Here is a 16,450-nt window from a genome sequence, read left to right as displayed (position 1 = left end):
GCCACTAAAATAAGTCTCGCAAGTTGCTACCCCAAAAGGCAAAGGCACATCAGTGTTCAATCCATCCTGGATGCACTTTGTGAAGGGTGGCTAAAGGTTTGCGAGGCTTCTTTGTCTCGAAAACCAAAAAAGCGCAGTTTACGATGGCATTTTCGTTCCCCTTGGGGATGAAACCATTCAGGAAGCTCTGGCTGATCCAGCTCAGGTTTGAATATTTCTATTTCAGATTCTGCGTGCTTTAAGCGTTGAATCATCTCCGGAGAAACTCCTTCTGACAGATGCAGGGGTTCAAAGCCGGCATAATCTCTTTTTAAATTACTCAGAGTCTGCAAGATACTGTGATTAATGACATTGAACCAGCCTTCTTCGCTAAAATAACCGGCAATTTCTTTAAACTGAGACAATAACATCGCTTCTAATTCACTGGGTTGGCTGGCATAAATTCCTGCTTCGTAAACCAGTAAATAACGAGCCAGTTCATTATTGCGCAAGAAGGTATTATCAATAGTATTGATTTCTTTGGTTAAGGCTAAAGACGTCAGTTGATGCAAGCCATGTAATGACAGATAAGGACATACAGCCAGAACAAAATCAATCATGGCTTCTTTTTGTGTATAAGCGCTATCACTGTAAGTTATTTTTTCATTGGAGCTTAGATCAATTGGATGAAATCGGCTGTCCTGAAGAATTTCATTTTCCAGTCTTTTGATATCCTCAATTGAAAAATCGGCGGACAGTAATTGCTTATGCCAGCGTTGTACAATACTGCGAGTATGTTGCATAGGTTCCCAGGAGTTACCTGATTTCTTTCTTGCTGCTTTAGCTCGTTTAGTGATTCCATTTGCCATAATCACAAGCTCCCTTTGCGGTTATTTTAAATATCCCTCATTAAAACTAAGCACAGATTTGGCAGGTAAACAACCTTTGGCGCGAATAGTGGTCTAATTAAATCAGGAATAGCCGTAGGGATTTCTTCTTTCCCCATTGGCTCTTTTTTCAAAATGCTGATAGTCCTGCAAATCAAACCAACTCCCGCCCCAATCCCAGTGATAGGATTTGAAAAGTTGATAAAACGGGGTATTTTCTGCAATTTTTCCTGGATAGGATTGCTTTCGGCTTGCAAAATTCTTTGCTTGCTCCGGTAAAATTAAAGCACCTTTAACATAGGGATTAATGAGAGGATTAATATCAATAGCGCGTCCATAACTGTGTTGTGAATAGATGCCCGGCTGATTGGTCACTTGGCGGCAGTTAAAAGCGGATGTATTATTCGCCTGCATGGACAATTCGTCATTGCCCTTATATTCTTCCATTAATTTCATTTGCTGAACAGGGTATTTTTTTTGGTACAGACGGCGAAAAATTTCCACCACTTCCGGGGCAATATCCTGATGAACAATCATCATTCCCTGGTGTGTTTTCTTATCAAATCCCCAGTAAGAAAGTTTGATTAAAACCAGTTGGTTAATAGGAACAGGACAGCCCGGTTTCCATGTGTATTGTTTCATCAAAACTTGAGTCGATTCAGGAATGGATTCGATGCGGCTTTTAAAGTGTGAACGGGCGTCGGCATGCATTGATAAGAGCAGTAAAATAAAGAGAAAAGCGATTCGTCGCATATCAGACTAAACAGAGAATTTGCTGAAGATTATAACATCAAGAGGTGCTGCTATCCAAATTAAACAGTTGTTTGTAATACCGGTACCAGTTGGATTGAAAAATTTCATCAGGATCATACTTTTTTTTGAGTTTTAAAAATTCAATAAATTGCGGATATGCTTTAAGAACCTGATCTTTTCTGGCCCAGCGATGATAGGTCAGGAAGTAGCTGCCATCATGTTCCAGGGCCCTGTCGATAATTAATCGGAAATCATGCTGGGCTTTTGCTATGCCTTGTTTTGAATGGTCTACATGAAAATTGAAAACGATACAGGCATAATCCTGTGTGGCCCAGGGTAAATAACTTTCATTGTCTTTTTTTATCAGGCGTATTGTTCCGTATATCAGATTGATTTTATATTTGCGAAAATCACCGCGTAATTGATTAAACAAAGGAACCAGCTGATCTCTCGGTACATAAATTTCGCTAATCATTTCCGAGGAATTGGAGTCAATCAGCTGATGATAATTATTTAAATAAAATCCCATTTGATGCGTGTCAGATCGATAAAGCTGGCCATTGGTTCCCAGATAATAGTTTGAGTAAATTGTAAAGGCTGCCGATTTATTTTTATGGGCTAATATCAGCAGTTTTGTCCAGTCCTGATTGGTCAATTCTTTCTGGGGTTTTTGCGTATCCACTTGAATATTGACTGGCTTATACAATGAATAAATGCCCTTCTTCATGAAATCATCCGAGGCGGGATCAATTGCAAACTGGAAATCGCCATATAAATAACCCTCTTTGATGCGCTGACTTACCAGAGGAATGAATTGATCAATATTAATTACCTGTACCTCTCTTTCAAGTGTGGTTACCGGTGCCAGGCGCAGTTTGACAGTTGCAATAACGCCAAACAGTCCATAACCGCCAATAACCAGCTTGAATAACTCGGCGTTCTGAGTGCGGCTGCATTCCAGCAAATCTCCATTGGCATCCACGAGTGTAAACGATTCGACATCATCAATTATGGGAGACATATTAAGACCTCTCCCATGAATATTGGAGGACAGGGCGCCGCCAATACTCAATTTGTCCGCCCCGGTTTGCTTTTGCCGGATTCCCCACTGTGGCGGATTAGTTTGATTCTTACGCAGCCAGGCAACTAATTCTGGCCATTCAATTCCGGCCTGAACTTCGACAATCCCTTTGTCACTGTCAAGACCAATTACCTTATTAAAGCGAGACATATTCAGATTAATAGTGCCTCTGCCATATTGTTGTCCGCCCATTGAATGTTGACCGCCGCTAATACTGATTGATAAACCCTTCTGCCTGGCTTTCTGAATTGTATTTTGAATTTCTGTTATCGAAACCGGATGAATAACTTGTAGATGCTGAGTAGGATTTAAGCCGGAATGGATATCATTAAGCAGTGTGCCAGGCTGAGTTGGAACAGTTTGGGCCTGACTAATAGAAATAATCAGGCTTAAGGAACACACGACAAGAGCCTGATGCAAAGAGTTCATGACGTTTAACCTGCGAAAATAGCCTGTTTAAAATATAGATTGAATTTTAAGCAAAATCCTTTATTTGTGAACAATGTAATAAGTATTCATGATGTCATGTTCAAGATAGCTTTTTTCAATCTGGGTAAATCCGGCATCTTTTAACATTTCCTCCGCCAGCTCCTCTCCCCAGGCGGCCCCCAGCCCCGCTCCATTTTGTGACAGCGAAACCGTCATGCAATGCAGACATGAAATGGTATAAATCAGGGGTGCAATCGGGTGATTAGTGTTTTTTTCCACCTGGCTGGAAGTCTTTATATCTTGCATCAGAAACACTCCTTGTGGTTTTAAGGCCTCATAAACAGCCTTGAGGACGTCCTTTGGATGGGCTTGATCATGAATCACATCAAAGCTGGTAATCAAATCGTATTGATTTTGTTCATGCCATTTCGCTAAATCCCTACGCATAAAATGAAGATTAGTCAGACCTTTCTGCAGGGCCAGTGCATTGGCATGGTCAATGGTTTCCTCACATAAATCAAATCCATAAAACTGGCTATTGGGAAAATTTTCGGCCATTAAGCTGAGCGCGCGTCCATAACCGCAGCCAATATCGAGCACTTTAATCCCTTGCTGGAGTTGTTCCCTCAAACCATTGACTAAGGGAATAATCTTATCCAGTAAAGCCAGATAAATAGTTTGTCCGCTTTGTTCTGCCATGACGCTGTGAAAACGGTGATAGGCTTCATAAGGCACGCCGCCGCCATGGATAAATGCATTGAGGATTAAATCTTCTACGTTGGCCAGAATAGGAATAAACTGGGCGATCACCGCAATATTATTCGGAGAGGCTGCCCGGGTTAGAAACGCGGCATGTTCCGCTGGTAAAGAATAGAGCTTTTGCTGCGTATCATAATCAATGATGCCGCCTGTAACCATCGCATTGAGCCACTCCCGGACATAGCGCTCATTTAAGTTTGCATTCTGGGCAATTGTTTCACTATTTGCAGCGTCCATTGTACTCATTACATCAAAGAGTTTACTGCGATGGCCTATTGATATCATTAAGGCTAAAGCGGCGTGGTTCAGAAGCAGTAATAAATGTTGCGAAAATTGTTCTGCTTTATCCTGGTTGAAGGCTAGCATGTTGGGTCTCACTATTCCCTGTCATTTAATAAACTTAGGATTGAAATCCGTTTTTTGCAAATCTCAGGTTTGCCCTTTTCGAAGCCGAGATTTGCTATACTATAGCCATGATCTCTTCCTATCCACATAGTATCGATTGGGCTCATCCCTTAATTAAGGAATGGTTCATTAATCAGTTTGAGACGCCTACCGCACCGCAGATTGAAGGTTGGCCAGGAATCCTGGCTGGCGAGCATACTTTAATTTCTGCGCCAACCGGTTCGGGCAAAACCTTTGCTGCCTTCATGGTTTGCCTTGATCAACTCATGCGCGCGGCAGTGGAAAACAGATTGGAGAATCAAACCGAAGTGATTTATATCTCACCTCTGAAAGCCCTGGGCAATGATATCCAAAAGAACCTTCTTGGCCCTTTAAAGCAAATTCAGGAGAATGCGAATGCGGCGGGCATAATAATGGATGATATTCGGGTGGCCGTCAGAACTGGCGACACACCGGCAAAGGACAGGCAATCGATGTTAAAAAAGCCGCCTCATATTCTGGTAACAACACCGGAATCATTCTACTTGTTACTGACTGCAGAAAAGAGCCGAGCTTTGTTAAAAACAGTTCGCACTGTCATCGTCGATGAAATCCATGCTCTGGTTAATAGTAAGCGCGGAACTCATCTGGCCTTGTCTCTCGAGCGCCTGGAAAAACTGACCTATGAATTGCCTGTCCGGATTGGCTTATCTGCGACCCAAAAACCCATCGAAGAAGTGGCTAAATTTTTAAGCGGCAGTTGCCGCGCCGTTCCGAATATCGTTAACATCGGTCATCAGCGCCATCTGGATCTTAAGGTAGAGGTTCCTAAAACCGCGCTGGAGGCTGTCACTTCCAATGATGTCTGGGATGAAATTTATGATCGCGTAGCAGAATTGGCCATGCAGAATCGCTCCACGCTGGTCTTTGTCAATACACGGAAACTATCAGAGCGCATGTCGCATCACCTTGCTAACCGCATAGGCAAGGAATTGGTGGCCGCCCATCACGGCAGTTTGTCGCGCAAATTAAGATTGGCAGCCGAAAATGGGTTGAAAACCGGCGCCTTAAAAGTGATTGTGGCAACCGCCTCTTTAGAACTTGGCATTGATATTGGTACCGTGGATCTGGTGTGCCAGATTGGATCACCACGGGCCTTGGCCGCTGCATTACAGCGCGTGGGCCGTGCCGGCCATTGGCACGGCGCAATTTCAAGAGGCCATTTTTTTGCTACTACCCGCGATGAGCTGCTGGAGTGTGCCGCTTTGGTATATGGCATCTACAGCGGTGATTTGGATCGGTTGATAATACCCGAGCAGCCGTTGGATATTCTGGCACAGCAGATAGTAGCGGCTTGCGCCACCGACGAATGGAGCGAAGAGGAATTATTCAAATTAGTGAAACGCAGTTATCCTTACCGTCATTTGAAAAGAGAGGTTTTTAATACCGTTCTGGAAATGCTAAGTGAAGGCATTGCCGCTTCTCGCGGGCGCTACGGAGCTTATCTCTTTCGCGATCGAATCAATGGCATTGTAAAGGGGCGAAGAGGCAGTCTCATGGCGGCCATTATGAATGGCGGTGCAATTCCGGAAACCAATTTATTTACGGTCATTGCCGCTCCTGAAGAAATTGTAGTGGGTACTCTCGATGAGGAGTTCGCTGTGGAAAGCCATCGCGGCGATGTCATTTTGTTGGGCAATACGTCCTGGAGGGTGTACAAAGTTGAAAATACCAGAGGAAGAGTCATTGTTGAGGACGCTCAGGGTGCAGCACCCACAGTGCCTTTCTGGCTGGGGGAAGCACCAGCCCGTAGTAATGAATTGTCTTTACAGGTTTCCAGCTTAAGAAACAAAATAGATGAATTACTTCCAATACCAACAGCTACTGACTCTGCAATTCAGAAAAAAGCAAGGGAATGGTTAACCGCCCACTGTCGTGTCAGTGATTATGCTGCGGGCCAAATGATTGATTATGTCCTTGAAGGACGTGCTTTATTAGGGGCAGTTCCCAGCCAGAAGACGATTATCGCCGAGCGGTTTTTTGATGAGTCAGGCGGAATGCAGCTAATTATTCATGCCCCATTTGGTGCGCGTATCAATAAGGCCTGGGGGCTGGCATTACGCAAACGTTTCTGCCGTTCCTTTAATTTTGAATTACAGGCAGCGGCAACGGACGATGGGTTAGCAATCTCTTTAGCCGAGCAACACAGCTTTCCGCTTGAAGATGTTTTTCAGTTTCTCCATCCGGCAACAATAAAAAAGGTTCTGGTGCAGGCAGTTTTGCAATCACCTGTTTTCACAACCCGCTGGCGTTGGGATGCAATCAGGGCTTTGGCTTTAATGCGATACCGCAATGGCCGCAAAGTGCCGCCTAATATATTACGCATGCGTGCAGATGATCTTCTGGCTGCAGTTTTCCCGCAAGCCGCCGCTTGTCAGGACAATCTGGGTGGAAAGGATGTGGAGTTGCCTGAACATCCTTTGATCGATGAAACCATGAAAGACTGCCTGACCGAAGCGATGGATATTGAGGGCTTGCGTGAACTGCTTAAAGCGATTAAAGCGGGAACGATACACTGTATCGCCGTGGATACGCCAACCCCTTCAGTATTTTCGCATGAGATCCTCAATGCAAACCCTTATGCTTTCCTTGACGATGCGCCTTTGGAAGAGCGGCGAACGCGGGCAGTGGCCATGCGGCGGATTTTACCTGAATGGCTGCAGGGCAATATGGGGCAGCTTGATGGGGAAGTGATTGCCGATGTACAAAGACAGGCCTGGCCAGATATCAGAAACGCGGACGAATTGCATGATTTTCTGCAAACGATGATTGGTCTTTCCTGTGATAATCTGCGCATCTCTGATAGCTGGTCTATGTTGTTTGAACAATTGCAAAATGCGAATCGTGCGGGTACTGCCCATGTAGAGGGTCAGGCATTCTGGGTTGCAACCGAGAAAAAGAATGCCTATCAGGCAGTTTATCCATCTGCTGTTTTTACAGAGGATTTTATTGAATGGGATAGTCAAGTCTATGATGCAGATGATGCCTTGCTGATGATGCTGAGAGGGTGGATGCAGCATCTTGGCCCAGTCAATGTAAGCGAGCTTGTCGATTTATTAAAGTTACCTGAAAGCCAGATCAATAATGGTCTGTTAAAACTGGAAGCAAGCGGTCAGATTCTACGAGGACATTTTCGACAAAACCAGGGCGTAATGGAGTGGTGTGAACGGCGTCTACTGGCAAGAATTCATCAGCAGACACTGGCGAAATTACGAAAGGAAATTGAACCGGTAAGCGCTCTGCAATTTATTCGCTGGCTGGCTAAATGGCAGCATATCACCGGCAAAAGCCAGCTTAAGGGTGAGCAGGGTGTTTTAGAAGTCATCCGCCAGTTACAGGCCTATGAAATTCCGGCAAATGCCTGGGAAAAGCAGATTTTTGCCAAACGGGTAAGTGATTACAGTCCGGATTTGCTAGACAGGCTTTGTCTCTCGGGGGTAGTCATGTGGGGCAGACCCAGCCTCCATCCCAGTATTGAATCCTCCCTGAAAGAGAAGGATCTTGAAATCAGCAGTTACAAGTCGATTCAGGCGAACAGTGTCACGCCTATAACCTTTTTAATCCGGGAAGAATCAGGCTGGCTGGCTGGAAAATCCGCCTATACTGCAGAGGAATTAAAAAGTTTAAGCTATAACGCCCAAGTGGTTTATAGCTACCTGCAAACGCATGGCGCTTCATTCTTCAGCGATATTGTCAGTGATGTGCAGAAGTTAAAGACAGAAGTTGAAAATGCGCTCTGGGAGTTGGTGGCGGCAGGTTTGATAAGCGCTGACAGCTTCGATAACTTACGTGCCATGATAGACCCGCAGCGGCGGACCGGCCGACGTCCTCGCCGCCATAATTTATTCAGTCAGGGACGCTGGTCCTTATTGCGTGCCGCTAAGCCAGTAGAGCCAGAGCGGCGTATTGAATCCATCTGTCGAATCCTGTTAAAGCGCTACGGGGTCTGTTTTCGTGAGATTGTTATGCGGGAAAAAATCGCGGCATCCTGGTCAGAATTGCTAAGCGGTTTTCGTCGACTGGAAGCGCAGGGAGAAATCCGCGGCGGACGATTTATCAGCGGCTTTACCGGTGAGCAGTTTGCATTGGCTTATGCAGTGGACTCATTACGAGCCACTCCAGCGCAAACTGAGGCGCAGGAAATCTCTATCTTTGCGGTAGACCCTTTAAATCTAGTGGGTGTATTATTACCCGGCGAAAAAATTCCCTCCCGTTCTGGAAAGCAATTAATTTTAAGAGCTTAGATCTTAACCCTGTCAAGGCATAAGATTTCGCACACAGCGGACGCGATAGCCACTAGTGTCCTTGCCTGCAAATAGATTATCTCCATTTGCAAAATTGACTCTGTAGGCAAATGCGGGGTTAAATTCGGTAGAAGTCCAGTAAGGAACTGCAGAAAAACCTCCAATAGCTACCTGATTACTGTAAAGACAATTTAACTGAAATAGAGCAGGTAAAAACCAGTCATTGTAACAGGCATTACCTGGCTCACAGGGAGTGTTCCCCTGCGAGTCCACTTCAAAATTGCTGCACAGTAAAGCGGCATAGGGGTTACCGCCATTGGCACCTAAAACACTGATAATCGTTTCCGTATTCGCTGTCCCATTCAAGAAATTCGTTGCTCCCGTGGGAATACCGTCTCCCCCCCAGTTCATGCCAGGACTGTTGTCAGTGACAGCCGCAATCAAATTGAGTTGCGGACCGCCCGAACAGGCAACGATTCCCCCCTGAGTGGCTTCTCCAATCGCGGGAGGGACGAATGTGTATCCGTTATTTAAAGTAGCTGTTCCATTCGCAGTCAAAGCAGTTACATCGACGGTACCTGCAGCATGCGCAGGTGTCACACCCGTAACGGTCATTGAATTCACTACATTCACATAGGTGGCTGGCACCCCATCAAAACTGACGCCAGTCACGCCCAATAATCCAGAGCCTGTTAAAACAAATCCTGTGCCTCCATTTGTCAGTCCAGAATTGGGATTGATCGAGGATATAGTGGCCGCGGATTTAATTTCAATGGCCGCATAGACTGTATTGGTATTACTCCCTTTTATACTGAAACTGCCAGGCAACGCTGGCTGAAGCCCCGTATAAGTCAGCGTGCAATTTTTCCCTGGAAGAACACTGGCGCAGGTATTTCCTGTTTCAATCACTTTTCCTTCAAGAGCCGTCCCTGAAAAATTGGACACAATGTTTGTAGCGCTCACTTCAAGTGAATTATTGTGGATAATTAATACCCCGTTTTCTCCGGCAAGCAGGCTTAACGGCGAGTTGCTTACCGAGATCAATGCATCAGTAGCTGCGGGTTTAATGGTGATGCGTAAAGTGTCCGCAGGATTAGGCTGATAACATTGATTGGGAGAGCCGCTCTGACAAACACTCGGACCGTTAGTTACCTGCTGGGTTATTAAACTGCCATTGATCTGCAGTGACAGTGTGCAGGAAGCATGTGCCGATAATACGAAGCTGCTGCCGCAAACGCCAAGGCCTGTAGTTAACTGGGTGATGCCTCGAATAGGAACCATATTCAGGGTATGGGGCCGGCTGGATTGATTAGTAACCAGATATTGGACTATCGCTGTATCATTGGCGGATAAGGAAAGTGCCGTAGGCGTCAAAGGCTTAAAGGTCCAGAGCGGTATGCCAGCCATTGCAAAAGAAGGGATTAATGCCGATATTAAGATGCCGAGTTTGCGTAAAATGCTTGGTGCTTGCATGATCTGTCCAGAGTAAGTTATGCAGGATAACAGAGTGCAAAGAACGCATTGAGGCTTCCTGCCAAATGATTGAATTGTATTCTAATACAAAGTGAAATTAACAACAAGAAATCAGATAAGCCCAGGCTGGCATAACAACTTTTATACAAGCCTTTGTTTATCAGAGGCTGCATTCATAAAGGCTGTTTTGTACTTCAGTTAACTGATTTACAGAATCTGTGTTGAATTTAAAGAAAAACGACTCGCCTTTTGTGGCAACTGCCTGATAAATATTTGCGATAAATAATGTGGATATTGTAATCATAAGGTTTGCAAAAAATTCTTTATATCCCCTGTGGTTCCTGAGTTCATCTTTCACAGTGGAAGTGAATGGATAGCAGGGCGATTTAAGCTGCTTTTCCAAGTGTTCTGCACTTTTCTCAGGCTGAGCAATACAGGAATCAAGATACAATTTAATTTGATTTCGTATAAATAGTTCCAGTGAGCGAACTCGTGCAGACTCCTGGTAATATCCCCGACTGTGAAGACTATCCGCTTTTTTAACTAAGGAAGAAAGTTTGTTTAAAAGAGGGGTGACTGCATTTAAATACTGTTCTGCATTATTATTTCTGGCGTACTGCTTTAGTTGTTCTACAGAAAGCGAAAAGCCTTTTGTGAGCAAATGATCGATAACCTTCCTGCTATTGTATTCCAAAGCCTTATTCAGAAAGCGCTCTCTATAAGACTTCTCACGAACTTCATCACTTACCACGTCAACGCAGTTTAATTCAGTCCGGACCCCCATGCCATCAGTGAATAAAAAATCAACGATGGCTACGTGATCTTTTTGAATCGCCCGATCTCTTAAAAAGGCTTTCTCATTGCGAGTATTCAAATAAGGAACCATGCCTTCTCTGGTTGAGAAGGTGACTCCCCGTCCTTTTCTTGTAAGTACTGGTAAAAGCCCATGATAGGATTGGTTGAGAAGTTCTTTCAACTGTTGCAGATTATTCTGGTCAATTGCTTCAATAGCCTGCGATTTCAGAGCTTTGTATCGTTCTTCAGAAAAGTTGGACGGCATAATAAAGGTTCCAATAGAGTCAAAAGTTGCTGAGTATAACCAGTGATATTGTAAATTTCAACCATTGTGAATAATTATTGATTAATATGCTGCGGGGATATTTGTTTCTATCCCTGTGTTTTCTTATACCCTATGCTTTTAAAAAAGCATGAGATGCCTGGATCCCTCGGACTCAAGCCGAGGGACGTAGGGAGTAGATTAAAGCTTTAAAGCAGTGCCATTAGCCATAGTGACCGACCTGCTATTCTCATTAGATGATAACGCTCGGGGGATTTAATTTTCACCGACTGTTATTTTGCCGCTGGTGTAGGAATGAGCGCCTGCACCCCGAAGCTGGTGTTTATCGACAATTAAATACTCGTCCCGAATCGGTTTTCCTGCAAACCAGCACTCCAGTATTTCACGGGTACCTGCGGCATACCGGGCCTGGGCAGATAAGCTTGTTCCGGAAATATGAGGGGTCATGGCATGATGAGGCATGGAGCGCCAGGGGTGATCTTCCGGAGCTGGCTGCGGGAACCATACATCACCTGCATAACCTGCAACTTTTCCATTCTTGCACGCTCTGGCAATGGCATCGCGATCACAGATTTTGCCTCTTGCAGTATTGACGATATACACGCCATTTTTCATTTTGTCGATCAAGGCGTCATTTACCAAATGTTCTGTTTCAGCATGCAAAGGCACATTAATGGTGAACACATCACAAAGCGGGATCATCGATTCCAGTGTTTCATGGTAAACCAGACCTAATTCTTTTTCGGTAGCTTCTGGCAAACGATGCTGATCAGTGTAATGCAGTTTTACATCAAAAGGTTTCAAACGTTTCATTACCGCAAGACCAATTCTTCCAGCGCCAAGAGAGCCTACCGTCATTCCTTCAAGATCGTAAGAACGGGCAGCGCAATCGGCAATATTCCAGCCCCCATTAATTACCCATTGATAGGAGGGAATGTAATTTCTCACCAGAGCCAGTATCATCATCACCACGTGCTCAGAGACGCTGATGCTATTGGAGTAAGTGACTTCAGCCACCGTGATGCCTTTTGCTATCGCTGCATTTAAATCTGTATGATCAGAACCGATACCGGCCGTAATCACCAGTTTCAGATTTTTTGCTTTGGCAATCCGCTCGGCAGTTAAATAAGCAGGCCAGAAGGGCTGGGAAATCACGACATCTGCGTCAACCAGCTCTTTTTCAAACTCAGAATCTGGTCCTTCCTTGTCAGCGGTAACCACCAATTGATGCCCCATTTTTTCCAAAAAAGGACGCAAACCCAATTCGCCGGAGACTGAACCTAATAACTCGCCCGGTTTAAAATCAATGTGTTCAGGGTTTGGCACGGTCTGACCGCCAGGATAGCTATTAATCGCAGGGATATCCTCCCTGGCGTAGGATTTGGGATAGCCGTTTACCGGATCCTTATAAAGAACACAAAGTACTTTTGCCATTAACTTCTCTCCTTGAAAAAATGAGGTATTACATCAATGTATGATCATCATTGAGACTTTGCATGTCAATTACAAAACGGTAGCGCACATCACTCCTGAGGATGCGCTCATAAGCTTCATTCACATAATCGATGGGAATGAGTTCAATGTCGGAACTGATATTGTGTTTACCACAAAAATCGAGCATTTCCTGAGTTTGTTTAATTCCACCGATTAATGAGCCTGCAATACTTCGTCTTTGCGCAATCAGCGGCATAGCAACCATAGGCACATTTTCCGGTGGAATGCCAAGAATAACCATTGTTCCATTGGTTTTCAGAAGTTGCATATAATCCCCCCAGTTAATCGCTGAAGACACCGTGTTGATAATCAGATCAAAATGATTAGCGAGTTTGGAAAAGATTTCGGGATTGCTGGTCGAATAAAAATGGTCAGCTCCCAATCGTTTCCCATCGGATTCTTTTTTCATCGATTGACTAAGGACCGTCACTTCGGCACCCATTGCATGAGCAAGCTTGACTCCCATGTGCCCAAGGCCGCCTAACCCAATGATGGCTACTTTTTTACCTGGGCCCGCATTCCAATGCCTCAGGGGAGAGTAGAGCGTTATTCCCGCACATAAAAGAGGTGCTGCGCTATTCAGAGGAATGTTTTCAGGAATTCGCAGAACATAATTTTCATCGACCACGATGGCATCGGAATATCCGCCCTGGGTGGTATGTCCGTTAACTCTTTCTTTACTGTTATAGGTAAAAGTAGTGCCTTCCCGGCAATATTGTTCCTCATGCTCCTGACAGTTTTCACAATGCCGGCAGGAATCAACAAAACAGCCCACGCCGACATGATCGCCTTTTTTAAATCGGCTGACTTTGGCGCCCACTTTATGGACAATCCCGGTTATTTCATGCCCAGGAACCATTGGAAACAGTCCTGTTCCCCATTCTTCCCGAACCTGATGAATATCGCTATGGCAGATACCACAATATTTAATGTCGATTAATACATCATGATCGCCAGGAGCGCGGCGTTCAAAATTGTAGAGAGTAAGTTCTTTTTTAGGTTGCAGGGCAGCATATCCTTTTGCGGGAATCATTTTAGTCCTCTTTACTTATTTTTAAGTAATCCACATATTAGGCCGATAAAAACAAAAATGCAAAATAATGGATAATCGTTATTGCTTCAGTGCAGCAAGCGATGCTTTCTTGCATCCTGCGGGGAGCTGGGATTAAATTGCAAGTTATTTGTCCAATAGCGATACCATTTAACGCAAATATTTGATATAATGCGCCCCAGTTTTGGCGTCTATTTTCTGGGGGAATGCTTGTCTGACTCATTGGCCTTGGATTCGGGTGTAGTTGGTGTGCCTCGTGGTGGTATGAAAGCCTGGTTGGTTTGTCTTTCTGCAGGTTTATTTTTCTTCTATGAATTTTTTCAGCTAAACATTTTTGATGTAATCAATCAGCCCTTACGGGATGATTTCAACCTGAATGCGGCCCAGCTAAGCTGGATGTCCAGCATGTATCTGTGGGCGGACATTCTTTTTCTGCTGCCGGCAGGATTGATTCTCGATCGATTTTCACCGCGTCGGGTCATTCTGACTGCCATGTTTATCTGTGTGGCTGGCACTTTGGGTTTTGCAGTCACTCATTCGTTTCTCTTGGCTTCGATATTTCATTTTTTATCCGGAATTGGTAATGCGTTTTGTTTTTTATCCTGTGTAGTGCTGGTTTCACGCTGGTTTCCTCCGCGCCGTCAGGCATTTGTGATTGGTTCTTTAGTGACCATGGCCTTTTTGGGGGGAATGACAGCGCATACGCCTCTGGCTCAGTTAGTTAATAATTTCGGCTGGCGAAACGCCTTGCTGATTGACAGCGCCGTAGGCGGGCTGCTGTTAGCATGGATTGCAATCAATATTCAGGACAGCCCCCATAAAAGCAATGTTTCTCGTTCTGCTTCCCGGCCTGAATTACTGCCTGGCTTTTTCCAGGCTTTAAGCAATTCTCAAACCTGGTTAGCGGGTTTATATACCTCCTTTCTGAATCTGCCGATTATGGTGCTTTGTGCTTTATGGGGCGCGAGTTATCTTCAGAAAGCGCATCAGTTATCCGAAATGGCTGCCAGTAATGTAGTCAGTATGATTTTCATTGGCAGTATTATTGGCTGTCCGCTGGTGGGCTGGCTTTCCGATTACCAGGGACGCCGAAAGCTATTAATGATCGCAGGTGCTATAGGCAGTTTAGTCGTGGTAATGCCGCTCTTTTTCAATATGGAATTATCGCAGTTCCAGCTAAGCGCTCTCTTTTTTATGCTGGGTTTGTTTACCAGCACGCAGGTAATTAGCTATCCATTGATAGCAGAAAGCAATACGTCTGAAAATACGGGTGCGGCAACGGGTATTGCCTCAGTGCTTATTATGGGTGGCGGTGGTATTGGACAGGTTCTATTCGGCTTTCTGATTCAACACCATGCGGGCAGTGGCACACAAAATTACTCAACGGCGGATTTTCAGTTTGCAATGTGGATGTTTCCCTTAGCTATCATCCTGGCATTTATTGCCTCTATGCTCATACGCGAAACTTACTGCAACCGTATTAATTAAGGAGTGAACATGCATATGGTGGAAGAATACCGAGAAACTGGAAAACTTCGTGAGTCATTGCTCCCCTGGCTGGTTTGTGTGAGCGCTTCTCTATTTTTCTTTTATGAATTTATTCAGGGCAATATGTTTGCCTCCATTGCTGACAACATCATGCAGGATTTTCATATTCAGGCTGATAAAATGGCTTTTTTGTCCAGCATTTACTATGTTTCTAATGTAATTTTCCTGTTCGTAGCGGGTCTGGTTTTAGATACCTATTCCACTAAAAAAACAGTATTGCTGGCCATGTTTTTGTGTGTTTTAAGCACATTTATTCTGGCAAATGCTCAATCGTTTTATCTGGCATTGCTTTGCCGCTTTATTACTGGTATTGGCAGCGCTTTTTGCTTTCTTGGCCCAATTCGCCTGGCCTCGCGCTGGTTTCCTCCTCGCAAGATGGCAATGGTTACCGGTATTATTGTGACCATAGCTATGACTGGCGGCATGTTAGCCCAATATCCTTTAACCAAGCTGGTGTCTCAGGTTGGCTGGCGGGATGCGCTGATTCAGGTAGGATGGCTGGGAATGGTTATATTATGCTTAATGTTCTTTGGCATTATCGAGAAAAAACAAGTCAAGTCATCCTCTTCCTCTCAATCACTAAATGTACTTTCAGTTGCTAAACAAACCTATCTGAATCCTCAAACCTTAAGAGCCGCGCTATATACCAGTCTGATGAATATGGCCATTGCAGTATTTGGCGCCATGATGGGTTCTTTGTATCTGGTACAGCGCCTGGGAGTCAGTAAAGACGATGCGTCAATGGTGAATACCTTGCTATTTCTTGGTGCAATCATTGGCGGCCCATTCATTGGCTGGATCTCCGACAAGCTGGGTCTGAGGATAATACCTATGAAGGTCAGCGTCATTGCATCACTGGCTACATTACTGGTTGTGCTTTATGCCCCGGTTTCTCTGCCAGTAATGAAGATTTTATTTTTTCTGCTGGGATTTTTTACGGCAGGTCAGGTCATTAGCTATGCGCTGGTTGCAGAAAGTAGTCCCATATCGATTACAGCGACTGCTGTCAGCGTAATCTCGATTTTAACCCAGGGCGGCTACATTATTTATCAGAATCTCTTTAGTGTGCTATTAATGAGTCATGGGGAAATGCAAATGCACGGCGGTACACCGGTCTATTCGTTGGGCGATTACCAGTTTGCTGCCATCATTTTGCCTATAGGCTTGTTAGTCGCACTGTTTTCTCTATGGGGATTAAGAGAAACTCATGGCCGGCATGTGGAGGCGTAA

The 16,450-nt window shown here is 44.7% G+C and carries 11 protein-coding genes; 3 read left to right on the top strand and 8 right to left on the bottom strand.

What is annotated here, in order from left to right; all coding sequences use genetic code 11:
* Window positions 1–56: 56 nt before the first annotated feature.
* The 4 genes from B1207_RS11415 to B1207_RS11400 form a co-directional block, all read right to left on the bottom strand.
* Window positions 57–848, bottom strand: a complete 792-nt coding sequence (locus tag B1207_RS11415) for a hypothetical protein (RefSeq protein ID WP_112220090.1) — start codon at window positions 846–848, stop codon at window positions 57–59.
* Window positions 849–950: 102 nt separating this feature from the next.
* A complete protein-coding gene (locus tag B1207_RS11410) occupies window positions 951–1,619 on the bottom strand; it encodes a M15 family metallopeptidase (RefSeq protein ID WP_112220089.1) in 669 nt (222 codons plus the stop codon).
* 37 nt (window positions 1,620–1,656) lie between these two features.
* Complete coding sequence (locus B1207_RS11405) at window positions 1,657–3,129, bottom strand: FAD-binding protein (protein WP_112220088.1); 1,473 nt, start codon at window positions 3,127–3,129, stop codon at window positions 1,657–1,659.
* A gap of 60 nt (window positions 3,130–3,189) precedes the next feature.
* Window positions 3,190–4,254, bottom strand: coding sequence for a class I SAM-dependent methyltransferase (locus tag B1207_RS11400; RefSeq protein ID WP_112220087.1), 1,065 nt, complete (start codon window positions 4,252–4,254; stop codon window positions 3,190–3,192).
* 107 nt (window positions 4,255–4,361) lie between these two features.
* Between B1207_RS11400 and B1207_RS11395 the strand changes: the two genes are divergently transcribed.
* Complete coding sequence (locus B1207_RS11395) at window positions 4,362–8,576, top strand: DEAD/DEAH box helicase (protein ID WP_112220086.1); 4,215 nt, start codon at window positions 4,362–4,364, stop codon at window positions 8,574–8,576.
* Between the two features lie 12 nt (window positions 8,577–8,588).
* On the opposite strand, the gene B1207_RS11390 is transcribed toward B1207_RS11395, so the two are convergent.
* The 4 genes from B1207_RS11390 to B1207_RS11375 all read right to left on the bottom strand — a co-directional run bounded on the left by B1207_RS11390 (window position 8,589) and on the right by B1207_RS11375 (window position 13,654).
* On the bottom strand, window positions 8,589–10,049 hold the full coding sequence (locus B1207_RS11390; protein ID WP_253255847.1) for an IPT/TIG domain-containing protein: 1,461 nt from the start codon (window positions 10,047–10,049) through the stop codon (window positions 8,589–8,591).
* 160 nt (window positions 10,050–10,209) lie between these two features.
* Window positions 10,210–11,109 carry a hypothetical protein gene (locus B1207_RS11385; protein ID WP_112220085.1) on the bottom strand — a complete coding sequence of 300 codons (900 nt, stop codon included), beginning with the start codon at window positions 11,107–11,109 and terminating at the stop codon, window positions 10,210–10,212.
* A gap of 273 nt (window positions 11,110–11,382) precedes the next feature.
* A complete protein-coding gene (locus tag B1207_RS11380; protein WP_112220084.1) occupies window positions 11,383–12,561 on the bottom strand; it encodes an NAD-dependent formate dehydrogenase in 1,179 nt (392 codons plus the stop codon).
* 28 nt (window positions 12,562–12,589) lie between these two features.
* Window positions 12,590–13,654, bottom strand: a complete 1,065-nt coding sequence (locus B1207_RS11375) for an NAD(P)-dependent alcohol dehydrogenase (protein ID WP_112220083.1) — start codon at window positions 13,652–13,654, stop codon at window positions 12,590–12,592.
* A gap of 228 nt (window positions 13,655–13,882) precedes the next feature.
* Here B1207_RS11375 and B1207_RS11370 point away from each other — a divergent pair, with 228 nt between their 5' ends.
* Window positions 13,883–15,160 carry an MFS transporter gene (locus B1207_RS11370; protein WP_112220189.1) on the top strand — a complete coding sequence of 426 codons (1,278 nt, stop codon included), beginning with the start codon at window positions 13,883–13,885 and terminating at the stop codon, window positions 15,158–15,160.
* Window positions 15,161–15,169: 9 nt separating this feature from the next.
* Window positions 15,170–16,450, top strand: coding sequence for an MFS transporter (locus B1207_RS11365; protein WP_112220082.1), 1,281 nt, complete (start codon window positions 15,170–15,172; stop codon window positions 16,448–16,450).

Source organism: Legionella quinlivanii (assembly GCF_003265995.1).
GTDB lineage: Bacteria > Pseudomonadota > Gammaproteobacteria > Legionellales > Legionellaceae > Legionella_C > Legionella_C quinlivanii_A.
The sequence above is the reverse complement of the archived record's forward strand: the minus strand, read 5'-3'. Positions and strand labels throughout refer to the sequence as shown.

Excerpts from the sequence above, each read along its gene's own strand:
- B1207_RS11375 (WP_112220083.1), bottom strand. The coding sequence starts at position 13,654 with ATGATTCCCGCAAAAGGATATGCTGCCCTGCAACCTAAAAAAGAACTT.
- B1207_RS11380 (WP_112220084.1), bottom strand. The coding sequence starts at position 12,561 with ATGGCAAAAGTACTTTGTGTTCTTTATAAGGATCCGGTAAACGGCTAT.
- B1207_RS11385 (WP_112220085.1), bottom strand. The coding sequence starts at position 11,109 with ATGCCGTCCAACTTTTCTGAAGAACGATACAAAGCTCTGAAATCGCAG.
- B1207_RS11415 (WP_112220090.1), bottom strand. The coding sequence starts at position 848 with ATGGCAAATGGAATCACTAAACGAGCTAAAGCAGCAAGAAAGAAATCA.
- B1207_RS11410 (WP_112220089.1), bottom strand. The coding sequence starts at position 1,619 with ATGCGACGAATCGCTTTTCTCTTTATTTTACTGCTCTTATCAATGCAT.
- B1207_RS11395 (WP_112220086.1), top strand. The coding sequence starts at position 4,362 with ATGATCTCTTCCTATCCACATAGTATCGATTGGGCTCATCCCTTAATT.
- B1207_RS11390 (WP_253255847.1), bottom strand. The coding sequence starts at position 10,049 with ATGCAAGCACCAAGCATTTTACGCAAACTCGGCATCTTAATATCGGCA.
- B1207_RS11365 (WP_112220082.1), top strand. The coding sequence starts at position 15,170 with ATGCATATGGTGGAAGAATACCGAGAAACTGGAAAACTTCGTGAGTCA.
- B1207_RS11405 (WP_112220088.1), bottom strand. The coding sequence starts at position 3,129 with ATGAACTCTTTGCATCAGGCTCTTGTCGTGTGTTCCTTAAGCCTGATT.
- B1207_RS11400 (WP_112220087.1), bottom strand. The coding sequence starts at position 4,254 with ATGCTAGCCTTCAACCAGGATAAAGCAGAACAATTTTCGCAACATTTA.